Origin of the sequence: Streptococcus constellatus, from assembly GCF_902167705.1 — a bacterium.
Classification (GTDB): domain Bacteria; phylum Bacillota; class Bacilli; order Lactobacillales; family Streptococcaceae; genus Streptococcus; species Streptococcus constellatus_A.
Map to the genome: position 1 here is coordinate 1 of NZ_CABHMZ010000017.1, position 21,181 is coordinate 21,181.

General features: G+C 38.7%; 25 protein-coding genes. 1 reads left to right on the forward strand and 24 read right to left on the reverse strand.

Features of this window, described 5'->3' with window-relative positions; genetic code table 11:
• Positions 1–123 precede the first annotated feature (123 nt).
• From FQ204_RS04690 to FQ204_RS04790, 22 genes are all read right to left on the reverse strand, one after another.
• Positions 124–816: a tyrosine-protein kinase gene (locus FQ204_RS04690; RefSeq protein ID WP_144209224.1), complete on the reverse strand. Its 693-nt coding sequence runs from the start codon at positions 814–816 to the stop codon at positions 124–126.
• A gap of 9 nt (positions 817–825) precedes the next feature.
• On the reverse strand, positions 826–1,524 hold the full coding sequence (locus tag FQ204_RS04695; protein WP_144209227.1) for a CspC family polysaccharide chain length determinant protein: 699 nt from the start codon (positions 1,522–1,524) through the stop codon (positions 826–828).
• A gap of 8 nt (positions 1,525–1,532) precedes the next feature.
• On the reverse strand, positions 1,533–2,264 hold the full coding sequence (cps4B, locus tag FQ204_RS04700; protein WP_144209230.1) for a capsular polysaccharide biosynthesis protein Cps4B: 732 nt from the start codon (positions 2,262–2,264) through the stop codon (positions 1,533–1,535).
• Positions 2,265–2,266: 2 nt separating this feature from the next.
• Positions 2,267–3,718, reverse strand: coding sequence for an LCP family protein (locus tag FQ204_RS04705; RefSeq protein ID WP_144209233.1), 1,452 nt, complete (start codon positions 3,716–3,718; stop codon positions 2,267–2,269).
• Between the two features lie 182 nt (positions 3,719–3,900).
• On the reverse strand, positions 3,901–4,506 hold the full coding sequence (nrdG, locus tag FQ204_RS04710) for an anaerobic ribonucleoside-triphosphate reductase activating protein (RefSeq protein WP_144209237.1): 606 nt from the start codon (positions 4,504–4,506) through the stop codon (positions 3,901–3,903).
• Between the two features lie 4 nt (positions 4,507–4,510).
• Positions 4,511–5,017: a GNAT family N-acetyltransferase gene (locus FQ204_RS04715; RefSeq protein ID WP_144209240.1), complete on the reverse strand. Its 507-nt coding sequence runs from the start codon at positions 5,015–5,017 to the stop codon at positions 4,511–4,513.
• Positions 5,018–5,026: 9 nt separating this feature from the next.
• Positions 5,027–5,524, reverse strand: a complete 498-nt coding sequence (locus FQ204_RS04720) for a GNAT family N-acetyltransferase (protein ID WP_144209242.1) — start codon at positions 5,522–5,524, stop codon at positions 5,027–5,029.
• Positions 5,525–5,583: 59 nt separating this feature from the next.
• Positions 5,584–5,724: a hypothetical protein gene (locus FQ204_RS04725; RefSeq protein WP_144209245.1), complete on the reverse strand. Its 141-nt coding sequence runs from the start codon at positions 5,722–5,724 to the stop codon at positions 5,584–5,586.
• An 8-nt stretch (positions 5,725–5,732) separates the two neighbouring features.
• Positions 5,733–7,943 (reverse strand): anaerobic ribonucleoside-triphosphate reductase, encoded by a 2,211-nt coding sequence (gene nrdD / locus FQ204_RS04730; protein ID WP_144209247.1) that lies wholly within the window; start codon positions 7,941–7,943, stop codon positions 5,733–5,735.
• Positions 7,944–8,049: 106 nt separating this feature from the next.
• Positions 8,050–9,582, reverse strand: a complete 1,533-nt coding sequence (locus tag FQ204_RS04735) for a heme transporter CcmD (protein WP_144209250.1) — start codon at positions 9,580–9,582, stop codon at positions 8,050–8,052.
• A gap of 54 nt (positions 9,583–9,636) precedes the next feature.
• A complete protein-coding gene (locus tag FQ204_RS10685; protein ID WP_260843554.1) occupies positions 9,637–9,768 on the reverse strand; it encodes a hypothetical protein in 132 nt (43 codons plus the stop codon).
• A 65-nt stretch (positions 9,769–9,833) separates the two neighbouring features.
• Positions 9,834–11,366, reverse strand: coding sequence for a cardiolipin synthase (cls, locus tag FQ204_RS04740; RefSeq protein ID WP_144209253.1), 1,533 nt, complete (start codon positions 11,364–11,366; stop codon positions 9,834–9,836).
• A gap of 262 nt (positions 11,367–11,628) precedes the next feature.
• Positions 11,629–12,066 carry an SP_0198 family lipoprotein gene (locus FQ204_RS04745; protein ID WP_144209256.1) on the reverse strand — a complete coding sequence of 146 codons (438 nt, stop codon included), beginning with the start codon at positions 12,064–12,066 and terminating at the stop codon, positions 11,629–11,631.
• 48 nt (positions 12,067–12,114) lie between these two features.
• Positions 12,115–13,347 (reverse strand): bifunctional folylpolyglutamate synthase/dihydrofolate synthase, encoded by a 1,233-nt coding sequence (locus FQ204_RS04750; RefSeq protein ID WP_144209259.1) that lies wholly within the window; start codon positions 13,345–13,347, stop codon positions 12,115–12,117.
• Positions 13,348–13,546: 199 nt separating this feature from the next.
• Positions 13,547–13,858: a DUF1292 domain-containing protein gene (locus FQ204_RS04755; protein WP_003027765.1), complete on the reverse strand. Its 312-nt coding sequence runs from the start codon at positions 13,856–13,858 to the stop codon at positions 13,547–13,549.
• A 17-nt stretch (positions 13,859–13,875) separates the two neighbouring features.
• A complete protein-coding gene (gene ruvX, locus FQ204_RS04760; protein WP_144209262.1) occupies positions 13,876–14,295 on the reverse strand; it encodes a Holliday junction resolvase RuvX in 420 nt (139 codons plus the stop codon).
• Positions 14,295–14,561: an IreB family regulatory phosphoprotein gene (locus FQ204_RS04765; RefSeq protein ID WP_009569646.1), complete on the reverse strand. Its 267-nt coding sequence runs from the start codon at positions 14,559–14,561 to the stop codon at positions 14,295–14,297. Before FQ204_RS04765 ends, ruvX begins: the two co-directional genes overlap by 1 nt.
• A 122-nt stretch (positions 14,562–14,683) precedes the next feature.
• Positions 14,684–15,241, reverse strand: a complete 558-nt coding sequence (locus FQ204_RS04770; protein WP_144209265.1) for an SP0191 family lipoprotein — start codon at positions 15,239–15,241, stop codon at positions 14,684–14,686.
• Positions 15,242–15,345: 104 nt separating this feature from the next.
• Complete coding sequence (locus FQ204_RS04775) at positions 15,346–15,915, reverse strand: SP0191 family lipoprotein (RefSeq protein WP_144209268.1); 570 nt, start codon at positions 15,913–15,915, stop codon at positions 15,346–15,348.
• An 84-nt stretch (positions 15,916–15,999) separates the two neighbouring features.
• Entirely contained in the window at positions 16,000–16,398 is a 399-nt protein-coding gene (gene spx / locus FQ204_RS04780) for a transcriptional regulator Spx (RefSeq protein WP_144209271.1), read from the reverse strand.
• An 86-nt stretch (positions 16,399–16,484) separates the two neighbouring features.
• Positions 16,485–17,630 (reverse strand): recombinase RecA, encoded by a 1,146-nt coding sequence (recA, locus tag FQ204_RS04785; protein ID WP_144209274.1) that lies wholly within the window; start codon positions 17,628–17,630, stop codon positions 16,485–16,487.
• 48 nt (positions 17,631–17,678) lie between these two features.
• On the reverse strand, positions 17,679–18,947 hold the full coding sequence (locus FQ204_RS04790) for a competence/damage-inducible protein A (protein WP_144209277.1): 1,269 nt from the start codon (positions 18,945–18,947) through the stop codon (positions 17,679–17,681).
• Positions 18,948–19,314: 367 nt separating this feature from the next.
• Between FQ204_RS04790 and FQ204_RS04795 the strand changes: the two genes are divergently transcribed.
• A complete protein-coding gene (locus tag FQ204_RS04795) occupies positions 19,315–19,728 on the forward strand; it encodes an EamA family transporter (RefSeq protein ID WP_144209279.1) in 414 nt (137 codons plus the stop codon).
• Positions 19,729–19,860: 132 nt separating this feature from the next.
• Here the strand turns inward: FQ204_RS04795 and FQ204_RS04800 are convergent, their stop codons facing one another.
• Together FQ204_RS04800 and ruvA are read right to left on the reverse strand one after the other, a co-directional pair.
• Positions 19,861–20,430: a DNA-3-methyladenine glycosylase I gene (locus FQ204_RS04800; protein ID WP_144209283.1), complete on the reverse strand. Its 570-nt coding sequence runs from the start codon at positions 20,428–20,430 to the stop codon at positions 19,861–19,863.
• Positions 20,431–20,439: 9 nt separating this feature from the next.
• Positions 20,440–21,033: a Holliday junction branch migration protein RuvA gene (gene ruvA / locus FQ204_RS04805; RefSeq protein ID WP_144209286.1), complete on the reverse strand. Its 594-nt coding sequence runs from the start codon at positions 21,031–21,033 to the stop codon at positions 20,440–20,442.
• Positions 21,034–21,181 lie beyond the last annotated feature (148 nt).

The following is a 21,181-nucleotide window of genomic DNA, read 5'->3' on the forward strand; positions in this document are numbered from 1 at the left end:
CCACGAAAATGTTTAGCTTACAGAACTGCTTATGAAGCTCTAGTGGATGAGTTAGAGTAAATGTTGCACTTATTCTTGCAATTTATCATTTTCAAACATTCCTACTCCTAAATCTACTAAACTTTATTTCTTACCGTAGTTCCCATAATCTCCATAATTTCCATAGGAGCCATATTTTTCTAATTGTATGTCATATTTATTTAGAATAACTCCTAAGAATGGGGTACCAGTTTGTTCTAACTGTTCTTTTGCTTTTTGTACAGCTTTTCGTTTTACATTTCCAGATTCTACTACTAGCACACTAGCGTCACATTTTTGAGCAATAATAGCCGCATCAATGACCAGCCCAATCGGAGGAGTATCGATGATAATATAATCATAATGATTTCGTAAAATATCAACCATCATTCCAAAATTCTTGCTTTGAAGAAGCGCCGTCGGATTTGGAGAAATCTGCCCCGCTTCAATCACAAACAAATTTTCAATATTTGTCTCACATAAGCCGTTTGACAAGTCAGCTGCACCAGCTAGATAATCTGTTAAGCCTGTAATTTTGTCACGTGTTTTAAACACACCAGACATGACTGAATTACGGATATCCGCATCAATCAGCAAAGTATTATAACCTGAACGCGCAAAAGCAATAGCTAGATTCGTAGAAGTTGTTGACTTCCCTTCACCAGACTGTACAGAAGAAACATCGATGACCTTAATATTTTCTCCGCTAAGCTGAATATTGGTTCTTAAGGCGTTGTAATATTCTTCTGACTTTTTGAGAGCTCGCTCTTTATTTTTAGCTAATTCTAAACTTGGCATTCTTTTCTCCTATTTTAGCTTATCCATATTTGGTACAACCCCGAGAAGAGTAATTCCCAGCGCTTCTTCTACATCTTCTGGTTTTTTCACCCGATCATCTAACACTTCAACAACGAGAATCACAACTGAGATGAAAACTCCACCAGCAAGAAAACCAATCAAAGTATTGCGTCTAATGTTTGGTGAAGACGGAGCATTTGGAATTTCTGCTTCTTCTAACGTCGTTACATCTGCTACTTTTGTAACAGCTATAATTTTTTCAGCCGCAACTTGACGCAAACTATTAGCGATACGAGCTGCTTCCTTTGCATCGCCATCTGAAACAGCTATTGAGACAATACGTGTATCCGTTGGAACAGTAACTGTGATCTTCTTAGCAAGTGCACTGGGCTGCATATTTAATTTCAAGTCAGAGATTACTTTGGCTAATACATCTTGCGATAAAATAATTTCCTTATAGTCTTTTACTAAGTATGACCCAGCTTGCAAATCTTGGTTCGTCAATGTGGAATTATCACCGAGTTGCCGATTTACTACATAAATCCTTGTAGAACTAGTGTAGGTAGGTTTTATAACAAAGGTGCTATATCCTAAAGCGATAATAGCCATTACAAAAGCTGTCACAACGATGAGAAATTTTCGTCTCCATAAGGTTTTAACTAATGATAGAACATCAATTTCCACCGTCTGATTATCTTGATTTTTCATTTCTTCTCCTAAATTAATTCATCTTTTAATAATATTTCTTGATTTTCACGAAATAGCGTGTCAGCGTACGCTTTACCATATTTTTTAGAAATGATTTGGTAGGCTTCCTGCATATAAGGAGGGCGTGGGCCTAAATTATGCATATCGCTCGCTACAAAATGTACTAAATCTTGTTCCATAAAGAATTGTGCTCGTTTCTTCATGAATTTATATTTTTCGCCAAAAAGCTTGGGTTTTAGTACGCTAGAACTATTGATTTGCATGTAACAACCCATGTTGATCAAATCCTGCACTTTTTTCGTCTCATTCTCCAAGCAATGATAGCGCTCAATATGGGCTACAACTGGTGTAATTCCCAAACGCAAAACATTGTTTAAAGCACTATGGATTTCTCTGTACGGAGTTGTCATACTAAACTCAATCAGAGCATAACTCGTTCCACCCAAAGTTGGAATAATTTTTTTATCTAATTTTTCTAAAATATCGCTGGTATAGTAAATTTCGGCACCATAAAGAATGGTGAGATCGTCTGCCACTTCTTTAGCAATTTGCTGAACCTCATGAAAGTTTGCCACGATTTTTTCTTCAGGAGTTTCAAACATTCCCTTTCTACGATGAGACGTTGAAATAATCGTTCGAACTCCTTGGCGATAACTTTCCGTCAAAAGCTCTCGCGTATCTTGACGTGTCTTAGGACCATCATCTACATCAAACACAATATGCGAATGAATATCAATCAATCTTATTTACCTTCCATCACTTTCTGAATTGCCGCTTTGGCTGCATTCAAGCTATCTTGGTTCAATTCCATCATGTAAAGATTTGCATCTGGCATGGCATAAGAGGGTAGGTCTGTGCGACCTTCACCTGTAACTGCTTGAGAACTAACGGTATAGCTGCCACCAGATTCTAGCTGTGTATTGATTAGATTCATCATCGTTTCAATACTCATATTGGTTTGAACTGAATCTTGCAGTCCTGAAATGATAGCATTGTAATTTTTCAAAGCACTTGTCGAAGTTAATTTTTTAATAATAGCCGCAATGACCTTTTCTTGATTTTTACCACGGTCGTTGTCTCCACCGCTCAATGAATACCGTTCTCGCACAAAGCCTAGAGCTTGCTCAGAATTTAGATGAACATCTCCTACACCAAAATGATAATTCCCGTGCAAACTTGTAAATTCTTGGTCATTGTAAACATCAATTCCACCTAGCAAGTCCACCAATTTGAGGAAGGAGGTGAAATTAAGTCGGATGTAATAGTTGGTTTTAATGCCGTAGAGGTTTTCCAATGTGTGAATAGACGCTTCCACACCATAAATGCCAGCATGCGTCAATTTATCATTTTGATTGTTACCCCCATCAGCAATCGGTACGTAAGCATCACGCGGTGTTGTCGTTAACAACACTTTTTTCGTCTTGCGATTCACCGTCATGATGATATTCACATCCGAGCGAGATACAGACGAAACAGGACCATAGGTGTCAATGCCACTAACATAAATATTGAATACATCGTTATTTGTCGCTGGTGATTGAGCATTATCTATTTTTTTACTAATCTTGTAGGTATAGATTTTCTTAATTTTTGAAGCGTAATCTGGATATTCATTTTCGATCACACTTTCAAAGACACTATTTAACACCATTGCCTTCGCTTCGCCATTCATCAAAGACTTATAAGCAGCTAGATAAGACGAAGACTGATCAACCGTTAGATTGACTTTCTTGGTTTGCGCTAAGTTATCTGTCAATGCTTCAATATTTTTTCCGTCATTCGCTGTCGGAGCGAGGATATTTTTGACCTGACTAATATCTTTAATATCACTATTTGCTGGTACTACCACACTCATTTCATATTCAGAATAGTTGGATGTTGCATTTAGCCCGTTAGACAAATCCAGCACTTCTTTAATGGCATACATTGCACCTGAACTAACTAAAATAGCCAAAATGAGAACAATCGTTGTTGTTACACGCGCTTTATTTTTGAAAATGAAAAAGCCGGTCACCAGTGCTACGGTTGCTAGCAAGATTGACAGCAAAACATTCATGTAGCGAAATGCCAAAATATTATAGCGGAACATTGAAAAAATCAACAAGGCTGCTAATAATGCAAAAATGATTAGCAAAGCAATATTTAAGATTCGATAACCTCTCTTCTTAGAAGAGCGCAATCTTTTTTGGGTCATTTTAAACTCCTACGCAGAAATATCCATTTTATTACCCCATTATAACATAAAATAACTGAAAGTTAAACATTCTTTAAGAATTACAAAAGCTTTAAATGATAAATACGTTTTCAATGCAGTTTTTCGCTGTTACATTCTCAACAACAAAAAGCAGGAACAATCCGTCCTGCCTTGGTTCAAATTTATTCTGTTTTATCTCGATTAACTTGTTCAAAATTTTCTGTGCCGTCATTCAGTCTATCCCAAATGATCACTTTCCCAGCTTTGAGAGATTTTTGCACGTCAATGATTCGTTGGTTAGAAGAACCACGAAATTGCAGCATGAGATTTTTCTTAGCTTTGTCAAACCGTCCATCGACCAGGATGTCAATAAGACTCAGCAGCTCTAGCTTATCTGGTGTTTCCAACATCATTTCTTCCCATGTATAGCCCGTCCAAGACCAAATATCTTTGTCTGGCAACTCTTTTCGAATCCGCTTGACCAACGGAATGAGAATACCTGTATTGAGAAAAGGCTCTCCGCCAAGCAAGGTCAAACCTTGAACATAGGGCTCTGCCAGATCTTTCATGATTTGCTCTTCCAGCTCCTGCGTGTAAGGAATCCCTGCATTGAAAGACCAAGTCGCTACATTGTAACAGCCTTCGCAATGAAACATGCAGCCGCTGACATAGAGAGAATTACGCACCCCTTCCCCATCCACAAAGTTAAAGGCTTTGTAGTCAATAATGCGACCCTTGCTCAACTCTTCACTTTTCCACTCACCTGGTTTTGGTGTATTCCACGTCATCTTTCTACTCCAAATCTATCCAATAACGCTCGCGTCCTTCTCTAATATCCTCTAAGACACCTCCATTAGCTAAAATTACTGCTCGACTGGCAGGATTGTCCATATCACAAGTAATCAGAACAGGAGAAAGCGCTAGTTTTTTGGCTTCAAGTAAAGCCAAAGCTAATTGTTGTTGACCATATCCCTTTCCCTGCTCACTAGGTCGAATGCCATAGCCAATATCCCCGCCCAACTCTAAGTAAAAATCATTTAGTGCCATACGAAGCCCTAAAAAACCTAATGCACGACCATCTGAATCAAAGGAAGCAAACAAAATAGCTGGAACACGCCCTTCTTTCAAATTCAATCCTACCTCTTGATCACGATTGATTTGCAACCAATCTTCGTAATTTTCTGCACATGCCCAAGTACTTTCTACACCGCCATTCATGAGAAGCCCCTGCTCTTTGTATTCTGTGATCATTTCAAGTATCGCTTCCTTATCTGCCAATTCTGGTCTTCGTAGTTCCATAAATTGCTCCTAATTCAAATCTATCCAATAACGCTCGGTGTCCTGTCGGATGTCTTCTAATATGCCCCCGTTTTTTAAAATTACTGCTCGACTAGCAGGATTCTCCACTGAACAAGTAACTAGCACTCGATGGATATTCTTTGAAGCAGCAACAAGAAGTCCTTCTTTCAGCATGGCTGTAGCATAGCCCTTCCCCTGCATAGACGGACGAACGCTATAACCAATATGACCGCCATGTTCGCGTAAATGTTCATTCAGACGCAAGCGTAAATTTAGAAAGCCAACCGCTTGTCCTTTATCAAAACCTACAAGTTGTATAGCTGGCACCCATGTATCAGGAATATTGAGACCTATTTCTGCATCTTGATTTCCAGCAATCCAATCTTCATAAACGAAATTTTCCTTGTCCCAAAAACCACCATCGTGTGCAGTATTCGAACTTTCAAATTCCATTATAAGAGACATTACTGCATCCTTATCTTCTAAACTTGGTCGTCTTAATTCCATTTTCTTCACCCTGATAGAAAGAGAGTGAGACTAGCTTCATGCAAACCTCACTCTTTCTCCTATTTTTTCTTTGTTTTTTGTAAGAATTGCTCTCGCAAGCTCGCAACACGGTCTTTTTTGCTGATTCCACCTTTGGAATGCTTTTCATGATAGCGTGCGACTTGCGCTTTGCCCTTATCGTCTAATTGATATTTTCCCATGAAAATTCCTACTTTTCTGCATGATGACCTTCAAACTTAATCGTTGAACCATTCATATGTTTGACACGAGCCGAAATTTCTTTGTGTCGACCATTTACCATTGGACGAGCCTGAGGGTTGCCAAGATAACCACAAGTCCGCTTCACTACATCAACTGTCTTAGGATCGCTATTGCCACAGTTTGGACAAGTAAATCCGCGTTCTGTTGGTGTGAAATCCCCTTCAAAATCGCACTTGTAGCAATGGTCAATCGGAGTATTGGTTCCCAGATAGCCCACACGGTCATAAGCGTAGTCCCAAACCGATTCAAGTGCTTTCGGATTTTGCTGTAAAACAGGGTATTCACAATAGTGGATAAAGCCACCTGAAGCTCCGGCTGCTGGATAATCCTTTTCAAAGTCTAACTTTTCAAACGGTGTTGGATTTTTACGGACGTCATAGTGGAAACTATTGGTGTAGTATTCCTTATCTGTAATATCTTTCACAAGACCAAACTTTTCTGTATCCAGGCGACAGAAACGGTCGGTCAGACTTTCAGATGGTGTGGAATAAACAGAGAAGTGATAATCATATTGGTCAGACCACTCTTCTACACGGCGTTTCATTTCACGAACAATGTCTACTGTAAATTTCTTGGCTTCTGGATTATGTTCCCATTCACCACCATAAAAAACAGTCGCTACTTCATACAGACCGATATAGCCGAGAGAAACCGTCGCTCTACGATGTTTAAAGAGTTGATCCACCTTATCATATTTGCCAAGACGTTTTCCAAAAGCGCCATATTGATAAAGGATAGGAGCATTGGCTGGCGTTGCTTCTTTTGTACGTTCCACACGATAGACAAGCGCATCTTCAGCGATGTTCATCCGCTCGTTAAAGATCTCCCAGAATTTCTCCATGTTGCCTTCAGATTCAAGGGCAATTCTTGGAAGGTTGACAGTAACAACACCAAGATTCATACGACCAGAATTGACTTCTTGACCATTTTCATCTTTCCAACCTTGTAAGAAAGAACGGCAGCCCATTGGAACTTTGAAAGAACCAGTTAATTCCACGATTTTGTCGTAAGATAAGACATCTGGGTACATCCGTTTCGTAGCGCATTCCAAAGCCAGCTGTTTAATGTCGTAGTTTGGACTATCCGATTCTAAGTTCAATCCACGCTTCAATGTGAAAATCAACTTAGGGAAAATCGCTGTACGGTGCTCAGACCCAAGACCTTTAATCCGAATTTGGAGAATCGCTTTTTGAATTTCACGCTCAAAACGATTGGTCCCAAGTCCAAAACCAAGTGAAGTAAACGGCGTTTGTCCATTTGAGGTAAACAAGGTATTGATTTCATATTCCAAAGATTGCATGGCATCGTAAATGTCTTTTTTAGTCTTTGCCCATGCGTACTCTTCCTGCTTTTCAGGAAGCACCCATTCACGCGCATCTTTCAAATGTTTTTCATAATTTTTTTCAGCATAAGGCGCCAAAACTTCATCAATTCGGTCAGCAGAGCAACCACCATATTGGCTAGAAGCTACGTTTGCAATGATTTGAGAAATTTGCGCAGTCGCAGTTTGAATTGACTTCGGACTTTCCACCTCTGCATTTCCAATCTTGAAACCATTTCCCAACATCCCCTTAAAATCAATCAAGCAGCAGTTTGTCATTGGCGTATATGGACTGTAGTCCAAATCGTGATAGTGAATGTCTCCTTTTTGGTGTGCATTTGCCACATGTGGCGGCAGCATTTGCAAACCGATTGATTTCCCAACAATCCCTGCTGTCAAATCTCGTTGAGTGTTGAAAACGTCGCTATCTTTGTTTGCATTTTCATTGACAACTGCTTGATCTTTGTTGAGCAATTTGCCGATTGTGAAGTTGATATCTGTTGCTTTTGAGCGCGCAAAATCACGTTGAGTGCGGTAAGTAATATAGCTTTCTGCAATGGCATATTCATTGGCATTCAGTAATTCATGCTCAACAATGTTCTGAATTTCATAAATTTTAACGCCAGCAGGAAAACGTGCAATTACTTCTGCTACGATTTTGTTGGTAATGCCTTCAAGTTTTGCTTCTAACAACGGAGTCATCGTCGTTACTTCTTGACTGGCTTTAACAAGCGCTTTGTAAATCTTGTCTGCGTCAAAAGCCACACGACGACCGTCACGTTTTTCTACATAAATATCAGCAAATCCTTGTACTGTGTCTTCTTTTAATGCAATCATGAGCTCCTCCATTCGTATAAGACATATTATATCACTCCAACAAAAAAAATCAATATCTTGTGGTAAAAAACTTTAATTTTTATTTCAAACACAAGATATTGATTTGCTATTTCAACTGATACAGCTTGAAATGAGTGAGTTTCAAGTCTGTCTGCTGATAATTTTCCTTTAATTGTTTTTGGACATCTTGAAGAACAGGCACTTGATTATTCACTAAAATATAAGTTGGTGCAGTCTCTTTCAAACTTCTTTCCAAAGACATTTGATTTTCATCTGTTCCTTGATATAAGCTAGGCGTTAAAATCGGTACAGCAGATAAATGACCACTCGCTTGGTAAAGGGCTGCTGTTTTATCCCACGCATAGATCTTATCAGTCTTCTTTGCGTTATCTTTGATATAATTTGCAGCAGACACACGTTCATTGGCTTCACTTGCAGATAAAACGTATTGATTGACAAGCGGAAAACCAATTAAATAAACAACTGCTAAAATCGGCAAAAACGCATTTTTGGTGACATAAGCACCTAAAATAGACGAAGATTTTTGTACTCGACTATGACGTCCATTTCTTTTAAGTGCACTTCTTCCAAGCCACATACTGAGCAGAATCATGAAGAATGGCAAAGTAGGCAACAATTGATAAGCGCCTTGGTCTGGCAAAAAGAAAGTAAATAAAACCAGCATTAAAGAAGCAAAAAAACTAAACAGCTGCAGGAAGCGCTCCAAAGAATTTGTTGGCAATGAAAAACTTCTCACCCAAGTCACAACTACGCCAAGCCCAATAATGAGCCCACTATAAAGTAAACCATTATACAACAAGTGCTGCCCTGAAAAATGCAGACTTTCCAACGGATAAAGAATCTGACTAATGGCGAGACCAAAACTACCATTTAAAACTGTATAATATCCTAAAGGATAAAATACAAGCGAAAAGCCTACAAGTGTAGCTAAAAATTGATAAAGCCCACGTGCTTTTTTCTTTGCCCCAATATTATAGACTAATAAAGCAAGGAAAGCCACCAGATAAAACACGAGACTTGTCATTGGGTCCGTCATAAACATCAGCGCACCAAGAGCACCAAAACCAATAAAGCCTCTGTCACTAGCTTCTCCTGCAACATAGCGCATCAGAAAGTACAGCGCACCAAATACAAAAGGAAAAGCAAAAATACTAGAATACAAGCCACCCCAGCCTAAAGCTAACGACAAACCATAGAATAAAGAAAGAATCTTTACAGAAGTATTTCTTACAGCTGTTAATTGGTAAACAATTTTAAAAAGAAAAATTCCCGCAACGAGCAAGGCAAAGCACTGCACGACTGCAAATAAAATATTACCCATGAAGAGGCTACCCGCCCAATTAGCTAAATAATAAAGCAAGCCACTCGTTCCATAAATATTTCCATAAATAACCTGCCCTTGCGCCATTGCCCATCCTGCATATAAATTTTGAGATTGCAAATTAGTAGCAAGGTTGGTCAAAAATGGATTGGCAACACTTAAAACGCTCAATAATAAGCTCCACAAAAATAAAACGACAAAGGGCGTTGACGTAGGTTCTATAAAAACTTTTTTCTGCTCACTCTCTTCGTGAACTCTCTCTACTACTGGCTCTTGTTCAGTCATTGTGTCGTACATAAAGATTCTCCTTGATATCAGTCTTATCTAGTATATCAAAATCTCCTCTATCTGTCAGCTTGATTCCGACACATTCTTCATCTTTTGCAAAAGCAAAGCATAATATTCCAAATCTCGAAAGCGATGATAATTTCTGTTTGTATATTTTTGTAGAAATTCTTTTTCTTTTCGTGTTAACTGTATCATTATTTCGCTCCCTTTTACTAAATTATTCGTAAAAAAGAAAAAATTCCTCTCATACAAGAGAAATTTTATAGCATCGGTGCAAATAATTCTACAATTTCTTTAATTAAACGTTGATACCAAGTGTTTTTAATAGTATCTTCGTGAATTTCTTGAGAATTCGCAAAGAGTTCTTCAAAGTCTCGTTTCAAATCAAACATGGACGGCGTTTTATACATCAGAACAGCATTTTCATAGTGGTGAACTAAGCTGCGGTAATCAAAATTGATCGTTCCAACCACACCAAAATCATCATCTGCTACTACATGCTTACTGTGAATAAAGCCTGGTGTATATTCGTAAATCCGAACTCCAGCTGCCATTAAGTCTGGATAGGCTCCTCGCGTGATAAGCTGAATAATTTTTTTATCTGGAATATAAGGAGTTACAATCCGTACGTCCACTCCCCGCATAGCAGCATTTTTGATGTCTTCCGTCAAATCATAATCAATAATTAAATACGGTGTAGCGATATACACATAATCCGTCGCCTGACTGATAATATTTTGATAAACATTTTTACCAACTTGAGCTTTGTACATAGGCTTGGGTCCGCTCCCATACGGAATATAAAGCCCTGGTGCATCTACTGCTTTATTATCCAAATGATATTGATCAAAATCACTAATTTTTCCGCGGTTGATATACCAGTTCATGAGAAAAAGACGTGTCAAAGCCTTTACCGCGCGCCCATTCAGACGAATCCCACCGTCTTTCCAGTGACCAAATCGCTCAATATGATTGATGTACTCATCTGCCAGATTGATTCCCCCAGTATAGCCAATCTGACCGTCAATGACGAGGATTTTCCGGTGGTCTCGATTATTATAAGCCACCGTCATTCGCGGAATCACTTTGTTAAACTTATGAGCATCAATCCCCATAGCCTGCAGTTGTTTGGTGTAATTCCCCGGAAGAGTCGCCATACAGCCAATATCATCATAGAGCATCTTCACTTCAACACCTTGGGCTACTTTCTCACGCAAAATATCTAAAATGCTATTCCACATGAGACCTTCTTCCACAATGTAATATTCCAAAAAGATAAATTTTTCTGCCTTGCGCAAATCTTCCAGCATTTTCTGGAACATTTCTTCTCCCAAAGGGAAAAACTGTGATTCCGTGCCGTCATAGACATCCGCATTATGATCCATGCTGAGAAGTGACTTGATAATTCCGTAAGCTGATTTATCCGTATTTTTCAAATCCAACCGCAACTCATAACTATTGTCCTCACGAAATTTCATCTGATCCATATTTTTCAACTGTTTCAGTTCACTTCTGGACAAACGACGCTCGCCAAACATCAGGTAAAGCAAGGGGCCAATAACCGGAATAAAAGCCACCAAAAGCCAGGTTACTTTACTTTCTGGTGTCATTGAGCGATTGACAATCGCCAAAATCGTTGCCACACTAAATAAAATCACAAAGGCAATCCATAAAGTAGGTGTCCAGCGACCAAGCCAAAAGAAAAACCAAAAAACAAGCACCAGTTCTAACACCATAATAATGATGCTAAAACCATATTTTGACATCAATAGCTGAAATTTCCTAAAATTCATGTTCTCTCCCTGTTTTTATTTAGTACTAGTATAACGGGGATTCCCTAATAAATCAAGCCAAAGTCAACTATTGTTTGATTTTCAAATCATTTTTAGTATCCTAACAAAAAAAGAGGAGGAGAAAAGTTGTAATTTCATAGAAATCAACTTTTCCTCACTCCCTTATTCTAAGTGCTAACTGACATATTGTCTGTTCTCTTTTCACTCCCGTATGCTTCAACGATCTGGAGAGTGGCTAAAATTTGCTCCAGTCCCAGACAGGTTATTGCTTCGTTAAAACGACCGTATCATTTTCTCCATTTTCTTGCTCAATATCCTCAATCGTTAACTGTTTGCCATCAATCATATAACGCTCAATGTCATCACCAATCGTCATTCTCTGATTTGTTGGATCAATGCTCACCTGTTTTACTTCTTCCTTACCATTTGGTTCTTTTTCTGTCCATGTACCACTGTTTCCCTTGATGACCAAAGTGATCTCATCTTCTTCGTCCATACCTTTATAAGTACCGTCTAATTTTTCTGACGAATTTTCCGCAATAGTTGACGAAGTGGCACTCTCACTTGAGACTGTAGTTGATTGACTGCTTGAGACAGATTGAGATGACGGTGAAGTTTGGTTAGACTTGGCGCACGATGTCAAAATGATAAGTCCTATCAGAAAAAATGCGACGTAGCTGAATTTCTTTAATTGTGCCATTTTTATCCTCCTTTACTTACATTTCTATTATACCATCCACCATTCTAATCAGTCAATTTCTTTCTCCAAAAGAAAAGCACGAACTTCCGCAATGAAATAAAGAGAACCCGTTACAAAAAGAAGCTGATGATCAGTAGAATTTTTAATAAATTGTTCGATAAACTCTCGATAAGAGGAAACATAGGTTTCGGTTGTAAGATTCTGCTTATCTATTGCACCGTCATCCTCAAACGTCGTTATAGTCAACCGCACATCTGGTAATTCTTGTTTCAGATAAGACAGCATTCCCTGATAATTTTTACGTTTCAAAGCACCGAATAAGAGAAAGATTTCTTTTCGTTCTTGCTGGCGAATAAACTCCACCAAACGTGACAAAGCTGGTAAATTGTGAGCCCCGTCCAGATAAATTCCTCGCTCAAAATATTCCAGTCTCCCTGCCCAATGGGTCTCTTGCAGAGCTTTTCGTATCCATTTCACTTGTGGTTGCCAATTTTGCTGTTTCATGAATAAAAGAAAACTTTGCAAAGCAACAGCTGCATTTTCTTCCTGATAAGTACCTTTCAGGTTTATTTGTAAATCAGCTATCATTTCATCTTGATTAGAAAATTGTCCCTTTGAAAATGAAAAATCTCTGCCATATTCATATAAAACAGTCCCCAGCTCATTCGCGCGCAGTTCACAGACTCTTCTCGCTTCTTCAGCCAGTGGTCCGATGACAGCTATTTTTTTCTCCTTGAAAATCCCTGCTTTCTGCTCCGCAATTGCTACTATGGAGTCTCCTAATGTTTCCTGATGATCCAAACCCACAGACGTCACAACTGCAATATCTCCTGTCAACACATTTGTCGTGTCTAAAAGCCCACCGATTCCTACTTCAATTAAAGCCACATCTACCTGCTCTTCGTTGAAATACAATAAAGCCATGAGCATTAAAATTTCAAAATAGGATAAAGGCTGCAAAAGCTGTTTTTCCATTGCTTGAATGCGATGCCCAATTCTAATGAAATCATTGTCAGAAATGGGTTCATGGTTGATACAAATCCGATCGTGAATGCTTGCCATGTGAGGTGACGTAAAAGTTCCCACTTTCTTTTCATGCTGCACGAATAGCTGACTCATAAACGCAATCGTTGAGCCTTTTCCGTTCGTTCCTGTCACATGAATAATGGGATAATTTTCTTCTGGATGATCTAAAAAACTTATCGCCTGTCTCATTCGCTCTAAACCAGAGCGAAAATTTAAACCAATGCGACTTTCTAGCCACGTTTCAATTTCATTCATATTCTTCTCCCAGCAAAAAGGGAGTGAAGCAGAACCAGATTTTGATTCCTGTCACCCCCACAACTCACTTGAATGGTTGGTACTCTTGCTCCACATAGGAATTAAACCAACCACTCATTCGTATACCATAAAATAACGATTCACACAGCCTTTCAATCTCTTCATCGTCTGTAATATGAAAAGCTAGTGTACACAATTTTTATTCTTCCATAAAGCTATTGAAAACTTCTTCAATCATGTCCCATTCAGCATCTGAATCTTCTGGAATTGGTTGCAGATCGCCTTCTGTTCCGTCTTCATTTTCAGTAAACGAATAGGCTTGAATTTCTACCTCACCATTTTCATCTTCTTCTGCGCTAGCTGGAATCAATAGAACGTAGTTTTTCCCAAATTCTTCTTTTCCGTCAATGGTCAAGAGAATTTCAAACAAAGTTTCATTTCCTTGCTCGTCTACTAGCGTAATCAACTCACGTTCTTCGTGTTCATGGTCATGGTTATGATCGTGTGCCATGCTTTCTCCTTTATTTATTAAAAATTTCGATCTAAATAATTCTGCAATATGAGCTGTGCTGCAAGCTTATCAATCACTTTTTTTCGCTTCTTTCTGCTCACATCCGCTTGCTCAATCAGCATTCTCTCCGCAGCTACCGTTGTTAGACGCTCATCTTGGTATTCAACTGGCAAATGAAATAATTGCTCAATCTTAGCACCATAAACTTGACTTGCTTCTACACGTGGTCCGCTTGTATTGTTCATATTTTTAGGGAGTCCTACAACAAACTTCTCAACCTTATATTCTTTTGCAAGCTCACTCAAACGGTCAAAACCAAATTCCCCTTTTTCTTCATCAATAGGAATAATTTCAAGTCCTTGAGCTGTAAAGCCAAGTGGATCACTAACCGCGACACCGACTGTCTTTGAACCAACATCTAACCCCATAATTCTCATTAGAGATCAATGCCTTGCCCTTTCAAATAATAACGAACTAATTCTTCTACAATCTCATCACGTTCATATTTACGAATTTGATTTCGTGCATTATTATAGCGAGGTACATACGCAGGATCACCACTAAGCACGTATCCTACGATTTGGTTGATTGGGTTATACCCCTTTTCATTCAGCGACACATAGACATCTTTCAATGTTTCACTAATCTCTTTTTTGTTTGAATCATCAAGATTAAAACGTACTGTCTCATCTGTAAATCCCACAATTACACCTTCTTTCACTAGAATACCCATATTATAGCACATTTCAATACTTTTCACAAATGAAAGTGGTTGAAAAAAGCTGAATAAATTTCAGCTTTTTTGTTTCATATGCATCTATAAAATCATGGATTTGCAACCTCTTTAGCACCAGCTGCTTTGACAGATTCAATGTATTGTTTTGGTGTTAAATTTTTAATAGTTGAAAACATAGCACCATAATTATCTAGTTTTGATGCTTCATCAAGATTGATTTTGCTCATATCCATATTGATTGCAACTTTAATAACATAGTCTTTCGTAATATCTGTTTTAACATCAACACCGTCCAAAGACTTAAATTTATCCAACCCTGCAGCCGTTTCAAAAGAAGAAATCAACTGTGCTTTATTGCTTTCTAAATCTTGACCCGCTAAGACGTTCTTCATTTCTTCTGGAAGTATTTGCTCAAGATTTATCACAAACTTCTTAAATGTTTTTCCCTCATAAGAAATAGTCTGCGTAAGTGTTTGTTCAATCCCTTGGACAGTCTGTTTTTGTTGAAAAGACTTGGTCACAACAGAATCTTTTTTAACAACACTTGAACCAGTCTTATTAGCGCCCGACTGGTTTTGAGCGGACTTTTGACTACAAGCTGTGAGCAAGAGCAGACTTGCTCCTAACAAAACAACCGATTTTCTCATAAAAATATCCTCCTTATATTTTAGAGCATTACAAGAAAAGTATATCATCTTTTGTAAGCGTTATCAAAGAGAGTCGTCTAAAAAAATCAATTGACATTTTACGGTTATTGATTGACTTCCGTTGCACCACTTGCAATTTGATCTTCAATGTATTCTTTTGGTTTCATTTTTAAAAATTCTTTTAATTTCATATTCTTTAAATATTCAGTATTTGCCGCTTTATTAACATCCAAAACTTGAAAATCAAAAGTATGAACGCGCTTCAATTCTTGCTCATTTATAATTTCCAAAGAGGTTGAAAAACCTTCCAAACTTTTTGCTTGTGTAAATTTTTCATCTTCAGCCAAAGATTTCTCTAATAATTTTTGCGCCTCAGCAACTCCAACCTCAGCAACCACTTTTTTCAGTTCTTCTTTCATCGGCAAAATTTGTTCAATCGTTAAACTTAAAAATTGGTTCCCTTTGTAAGTAATTGTTTGCGTTTGCTGCACTCCCTCAGCTGTTTTAGGAAACGATAACGTTTTCGTCACAACTGTTTCTTTTTCAGCATTTGCAATAACTGGCAACGTACTATCAATAGATTGCTTGCTTTCTTTTGATTTTGTTTCTTTCTTTTGACCACAGCCTGCTAAGACTGTAAGAATAATGGTTAATAGAATCAGGCTTCTTTTCATGGATTAACTCCTCCTCATTCTTTATTTTATCATATTTTTAATATCAATAAACATTGAAATAAAAAAGAGTGGAAATTCCACTCTTTACAAGGCCGCGCGTAAACGCGCTTCTGTATTTTCAACATTACGAACCGAGCGAGGCAGGAATGCACGAATATCATCTTCTTTGTAGCCTACTTGCAGGCGCTTGTCATCTACTAAAATAGGGCTTTTTAAGATACGTGGAGTTTCCATAATCAAATCAATCACTTCACTCACACTTAATTCTTCAATATCTACACCTAAGCCTTTTGCATAACGATTTTTTGAAGAAACAATGCTTGCAACCCCATTTTCAGTTTTTGTTAGAATATTTAATAACTCTTCTTTTGTAATTCCTTCTTTACCAAGATTTTGTTCTTTATAAGTTAACTGGTGAGCATTGAGCCATGTTTTTGCTTTTTTACAACTAGTGCAACTTGAGACAGTATAAATTGTAATCATGTAAGTACTCCTTTCGCCACACGGTACTATTATCATACTATATTATACCATAAAATCCCTCCGTCTTGCGACCTATTTTTAAAAAATTATTCCTCAATCTCAATCGTATCGTCCAAGTCTAATGTTACTTCCTCCACCTTGTTCGCTGATTTGGTTGCTTCTGCATTTTTTTCATCTTCAGCATCATCTTCAATCAAACCATAGTGAACTCGAACCTTGTGATCAATTTCATCAAAAATTTCTGGATGATCCGCTAAGTATTTCTTAGCATTTTCAGACCCTTGACCAATCTTTTCATCATTGTAAGAATACCATGCCCCTGCTTTTTTGATGATGTCTAGGTCTGTCGCAATCTTAATAAGTTCGCCCGTTTTGGAAATTCCTTCGCCGTACATGATTTCTACAAAGGCTTCCTTGAATGGCGGAGCAACTTTATTTTTAACGACCTTAATCTTGGTTTCCTTACCAACGTTGGTATCTTTCTCATCACCAGTTCCCTTGATTTGGGTATTTCCACGGACATCTAAACGAACAGACGCATAGAATTTCAAGGCACGACCACCAGGTGTTGTTTCTGGATTTCCAAACATAATACCAACTTTTTCACGCAGTTGGTTGATGAAGATCGCAATTGTCTTCGTTTTATTGATAGAAGCAGACAATTTACGCATAGCTTGACTCATCATACGCGCTTGCAAGCCAACGTGGCTGTCTCCGATATCTCCGTCAATCTCAGCACGCGGTACAAGAGCCGCTACGGAGTCAATTACCACCAAATCTACTGCACCAGAATCAATCAATTTTCCAGCAATTTCAAGACCTTGCTCGCCTGAGTCTGGTTGAGAAAGCAGTAATTCGTCAATGTTCACCCCAAGAGCTTGTGCATAAGCCGGATCAAGAGCGTGTTCTGCATCAATAAAAGCTGCAATGCCGCCCTCTTTTTGAGCCTGCGCCACCGCATGAAGAGCGACCGTTGTCTTACCAGAAGATTCTGGTCCATAGATTTCAATAATCCGCCCCTTTGGATATCCTCCTGCACCAAGTGCGATATCTAGTGCCAAACTACCTGAACTCATGACTTGAACTTTTTGTTCAGCGCGCTCACCCAAGCGCATAATCGCCCCTTTACCAAAATCTTTTTCAATATTTTTAAGTGCATTGTCTAGCGCTTTTTGGCGTTCCTCGCCAAATTTCTTTGAAATTTCTTCTAATTTTTTTTGTTTTTTCGCCATTTATTTCTCCTGTATAGTGATAAATTAATTTTCTTGACTATCTAATTATTATAGCATATTTTCGCTTTTTAATAAAGTTTTTCGCAGCAGATTGAAAGCATGCAGAACGGCTATTTTGCGCACATCTGTCCGACTACGACCGGCAATATTAACCTTAATAGACTGAATATTCTCTGTGGTTGCTAAGCCAATATAAACCGTCCCTGCTGGATGTCCTTCTAAGCTGTCTGGACCCGCCACACCTGTCAAACTTACTGCATAGTCACTAGCGGTCAATTTTCTAGCCTGCTCAGCCATTTTCTCTGCTGTATAAGCTGAAACCACTCCATGTTTTTCCAAGTCTGCCAAGGGAATACCCAGCATTCGGCTCTTTTCCTCCATACTGTAAGTAACAAAGCCACCACTAAAGACATTGGAGGCTCCAGAAAAGTTTGCCAAAGTCGCTTGAAAGAGTCCTGCGGTCAAACTTTCAGCTGCTGTGACGGTCTTGCCTGCTCTCTTCAACAATTCAAAAACCGTTTGTCCCAAAGAACTATCATCTCCATAAGTGTAGAAAAGATCAGCTAAATGTTGTTTCTCAAAAGTCTGTACTGCCAAAATTTTCTTTTCCAAATGAGCAAACTTAACATCCGCTTCCTTTTGACTAGCAGCCTTGGTGGACAATCGCAATGTCACCTCTCCCGTCTTAGCATAAGGAGCAATGGTCGGATCCGTCTGAGTATCAATTAAATCTCCTAAAAGGGTTACTAATTGACTTTCACCAATACCAAAGAAGCGCAAGACTCTTGAATACAATTTTTGACCAGTCGCTAAAAGCGGAACCAGTTTATTGTTCACCATCGGTTTTAACTCACTAGGCGGACCAGGTAGAACAACATAAGTCACGCCACTTACTTCAATCACGCCCCCCACTGCAAGTCCGGTTTCATTTTGTAGAGGAGTCGAGCCTTCCACTATCTGAGCTTGTCGCTCATTATTGGGCGTTCGCGCATAGTCTGGTCGACTTGCAAAGAAACGATCTAATTTTTCCATAGCTGTTTGGTCAAAGACCAGTCTGCGATTTAAGAATTTTGCCAAAGTCTGCTTTGTCAAGTCATCTTCTGTCGGGCCTAAACCTCCAGTAAGGATAACTAAATGGCTGCGATTCCGAGCTATTTCTAAAATGGATAACAGACGAGCTTCATTATCTCCAACTGCTGTTTGGAAATACACATCTACTCCCAGACTCGCTAATTTTTCAGATAAAAATTGAGCGTTCGTATTAACAATTTGACCCGTCAAAATTTCAGTACCCACAGCAATAATTTCTGCTTTCATAGAACCTCCTACCTTACTATTCGCAATTTGGTTTTATTTTATCACAAAAAATCTGAAAAACTTCATTTTAAGAAAAATAATCTGTCAGCAAATTGATAAGACTGACAATTTTTCAAAAAGAAAAAGTCTGGGGTCGCCAGCCTTCTTCTAAATTATAACTATAATTGCGTCACATCAATAATATGATTTACTCGATTGTACACATGAGGGTCATGCGTTGCAAAAATAAGGATTGGCTTTAGCGAAATTAGACTTTGTACAAAGAAAACCCAGACAGTTCTTGCTACCTGAGTTTCTTTGATTTGCTATGTTAGATAGGAGCAATTGTGATAAAATAAAAGAATAAAACTATTAAGGAGATTCAATTATGTGGGCAGTTTTTGCATTTCTTTCTGCTTTGTTTGCAGCACTGACATCTATCTTAGCTAAAATTGGGATTTCTGGGGTCAATTCTAATCTAGCGACAGCTATTCGGACAGTGGTCGTTGTTTTGATGGCTTGGGGTATGGTCTTTTTGACCAAAGGACAACCAGGCCTCGCTAACATCAGCAAGAAAAGTTGGATTTTCTTGATTTTATCTGGATTAGCAACAGGAGCTTCCTGGCTCTGTTACTATCGAGCATTGCAGGAAGGAGAAGCCTCCAAGGTCGTTCCTATTGATAAGCTTAGTGTTGTCCTCACGCTCATTCTTGCTTTTATCTTTCTCCACGAGGACTTTACTATGAAATCTCTAATTGGTAGCATTTTGATTACTATCGGAACCTTGATTATGGTTTTATAGTGTTTGACATATTAAAAAGTGATTTGCTTCTCAAAACCGTTTTATACTTTGTCTTACTATCATCTTTCTTCTTCATGTTATTAAATCCATTAGTAAGAACATGTACAAATTTAGAAACATTATCAAATGCTTTTATGCCTTATTTTTAAGGTTCCATTCGCAGCTTATTTCATGATCATTGACCAATCCTGCGGCTTGCATAAAAGAATAGGCACAGACAGGACCAACAAATTTGAAGCCTCGTTTTTTCATATCTTTAGCCACTTCTTCGGACAGGGGCGTTTTAGACAGAGCAAGTCTGTAATCCTTGACAGCATTGTCAATCGGTGTAAACTCTACAAAAGACCAGAGATAATAGTCAAAACTACCAAATTCTGCCTGTATTTTCAGAAAAGCTTGGGCGTTGGCACGAGTCGCATAGATTTTCCGACGATTTCGGACGACGGCAGGATTATCCAAAAGGGTATCCAGATCGCTATCCGTCATGGCGGCGATTTTCTCGGCATCATAGCCATGGAAATCCTGCCGAAAAGCCTGACGCTTATTGAGAATGGTTTCCCAAGACAGGCCTGCTTGATAGGTTTCTAGGCAAAGCAGTTCAAATAATCTTTGGTCGTCATGCAGGGGACGCCCCCATTCTTCATCGTGGTAAGCAACATATAAAGGATTATTTTCTTTTACCCAACTGCACCGTTTAGTCATATTATCTCCTTATTTCACCAACATTTTAAGAGCTGACTTGATATAATTTTCCGCTGTGTCGGTCGTACCTTCAAAGAATTTCTTAATTTTCTTGAGCTCGGCTGCCTTATAGCCCAGAGCCAACATAGCTTCCATAGCTTCTTCCAATTCTTGATTGTCGCTAACAGCCGCAACAGTAACTTGCTTAGGTATCTTGGCACCTGTTGCCACAACCTTGCCTTCTAAGTCCAGCACCATTTGTTGGGCTGTTTTTTTACCAATCTTAGGAAATTTTGTCAGGTAAGTGATGTTTTTCTGCTCAATAGCCTGTACCAAGCCGGCATTGTCATCGGCTGCGATTATTGCAAGAGCAGAAACGGGTCCAATACCAGAAACCGAAATCAAATTGAGAAAAAGCTGCTTTTCATCCTCTGTGCGAAAACCGTAGAGGAGCTGCGCATCCTCGCGCACCACCTGATGAACATAGACCTGCACCTCTTGATTGACCTGACCAGAGTAAGCATAGGGATTGGCCACGTGCAAGATGTAGCCGACCGCACCTACCTCTAGAACAATGTATTTTGCAGTAATTTTACTGATGATTCCTTTAAAATATTCGTACATCTTTTCTCCTTTTCAACCCTTCTAGTATATCATATTTTGGGGTCAGAAAGTGCAAAACAAAGTGCAACCAGCAGTTGACAAAAAGGAAAGTCAGCTGTCTGTTCAAGCTGTCTCAATCATGATACAATACAGGTAAAGAAAGGCGAAA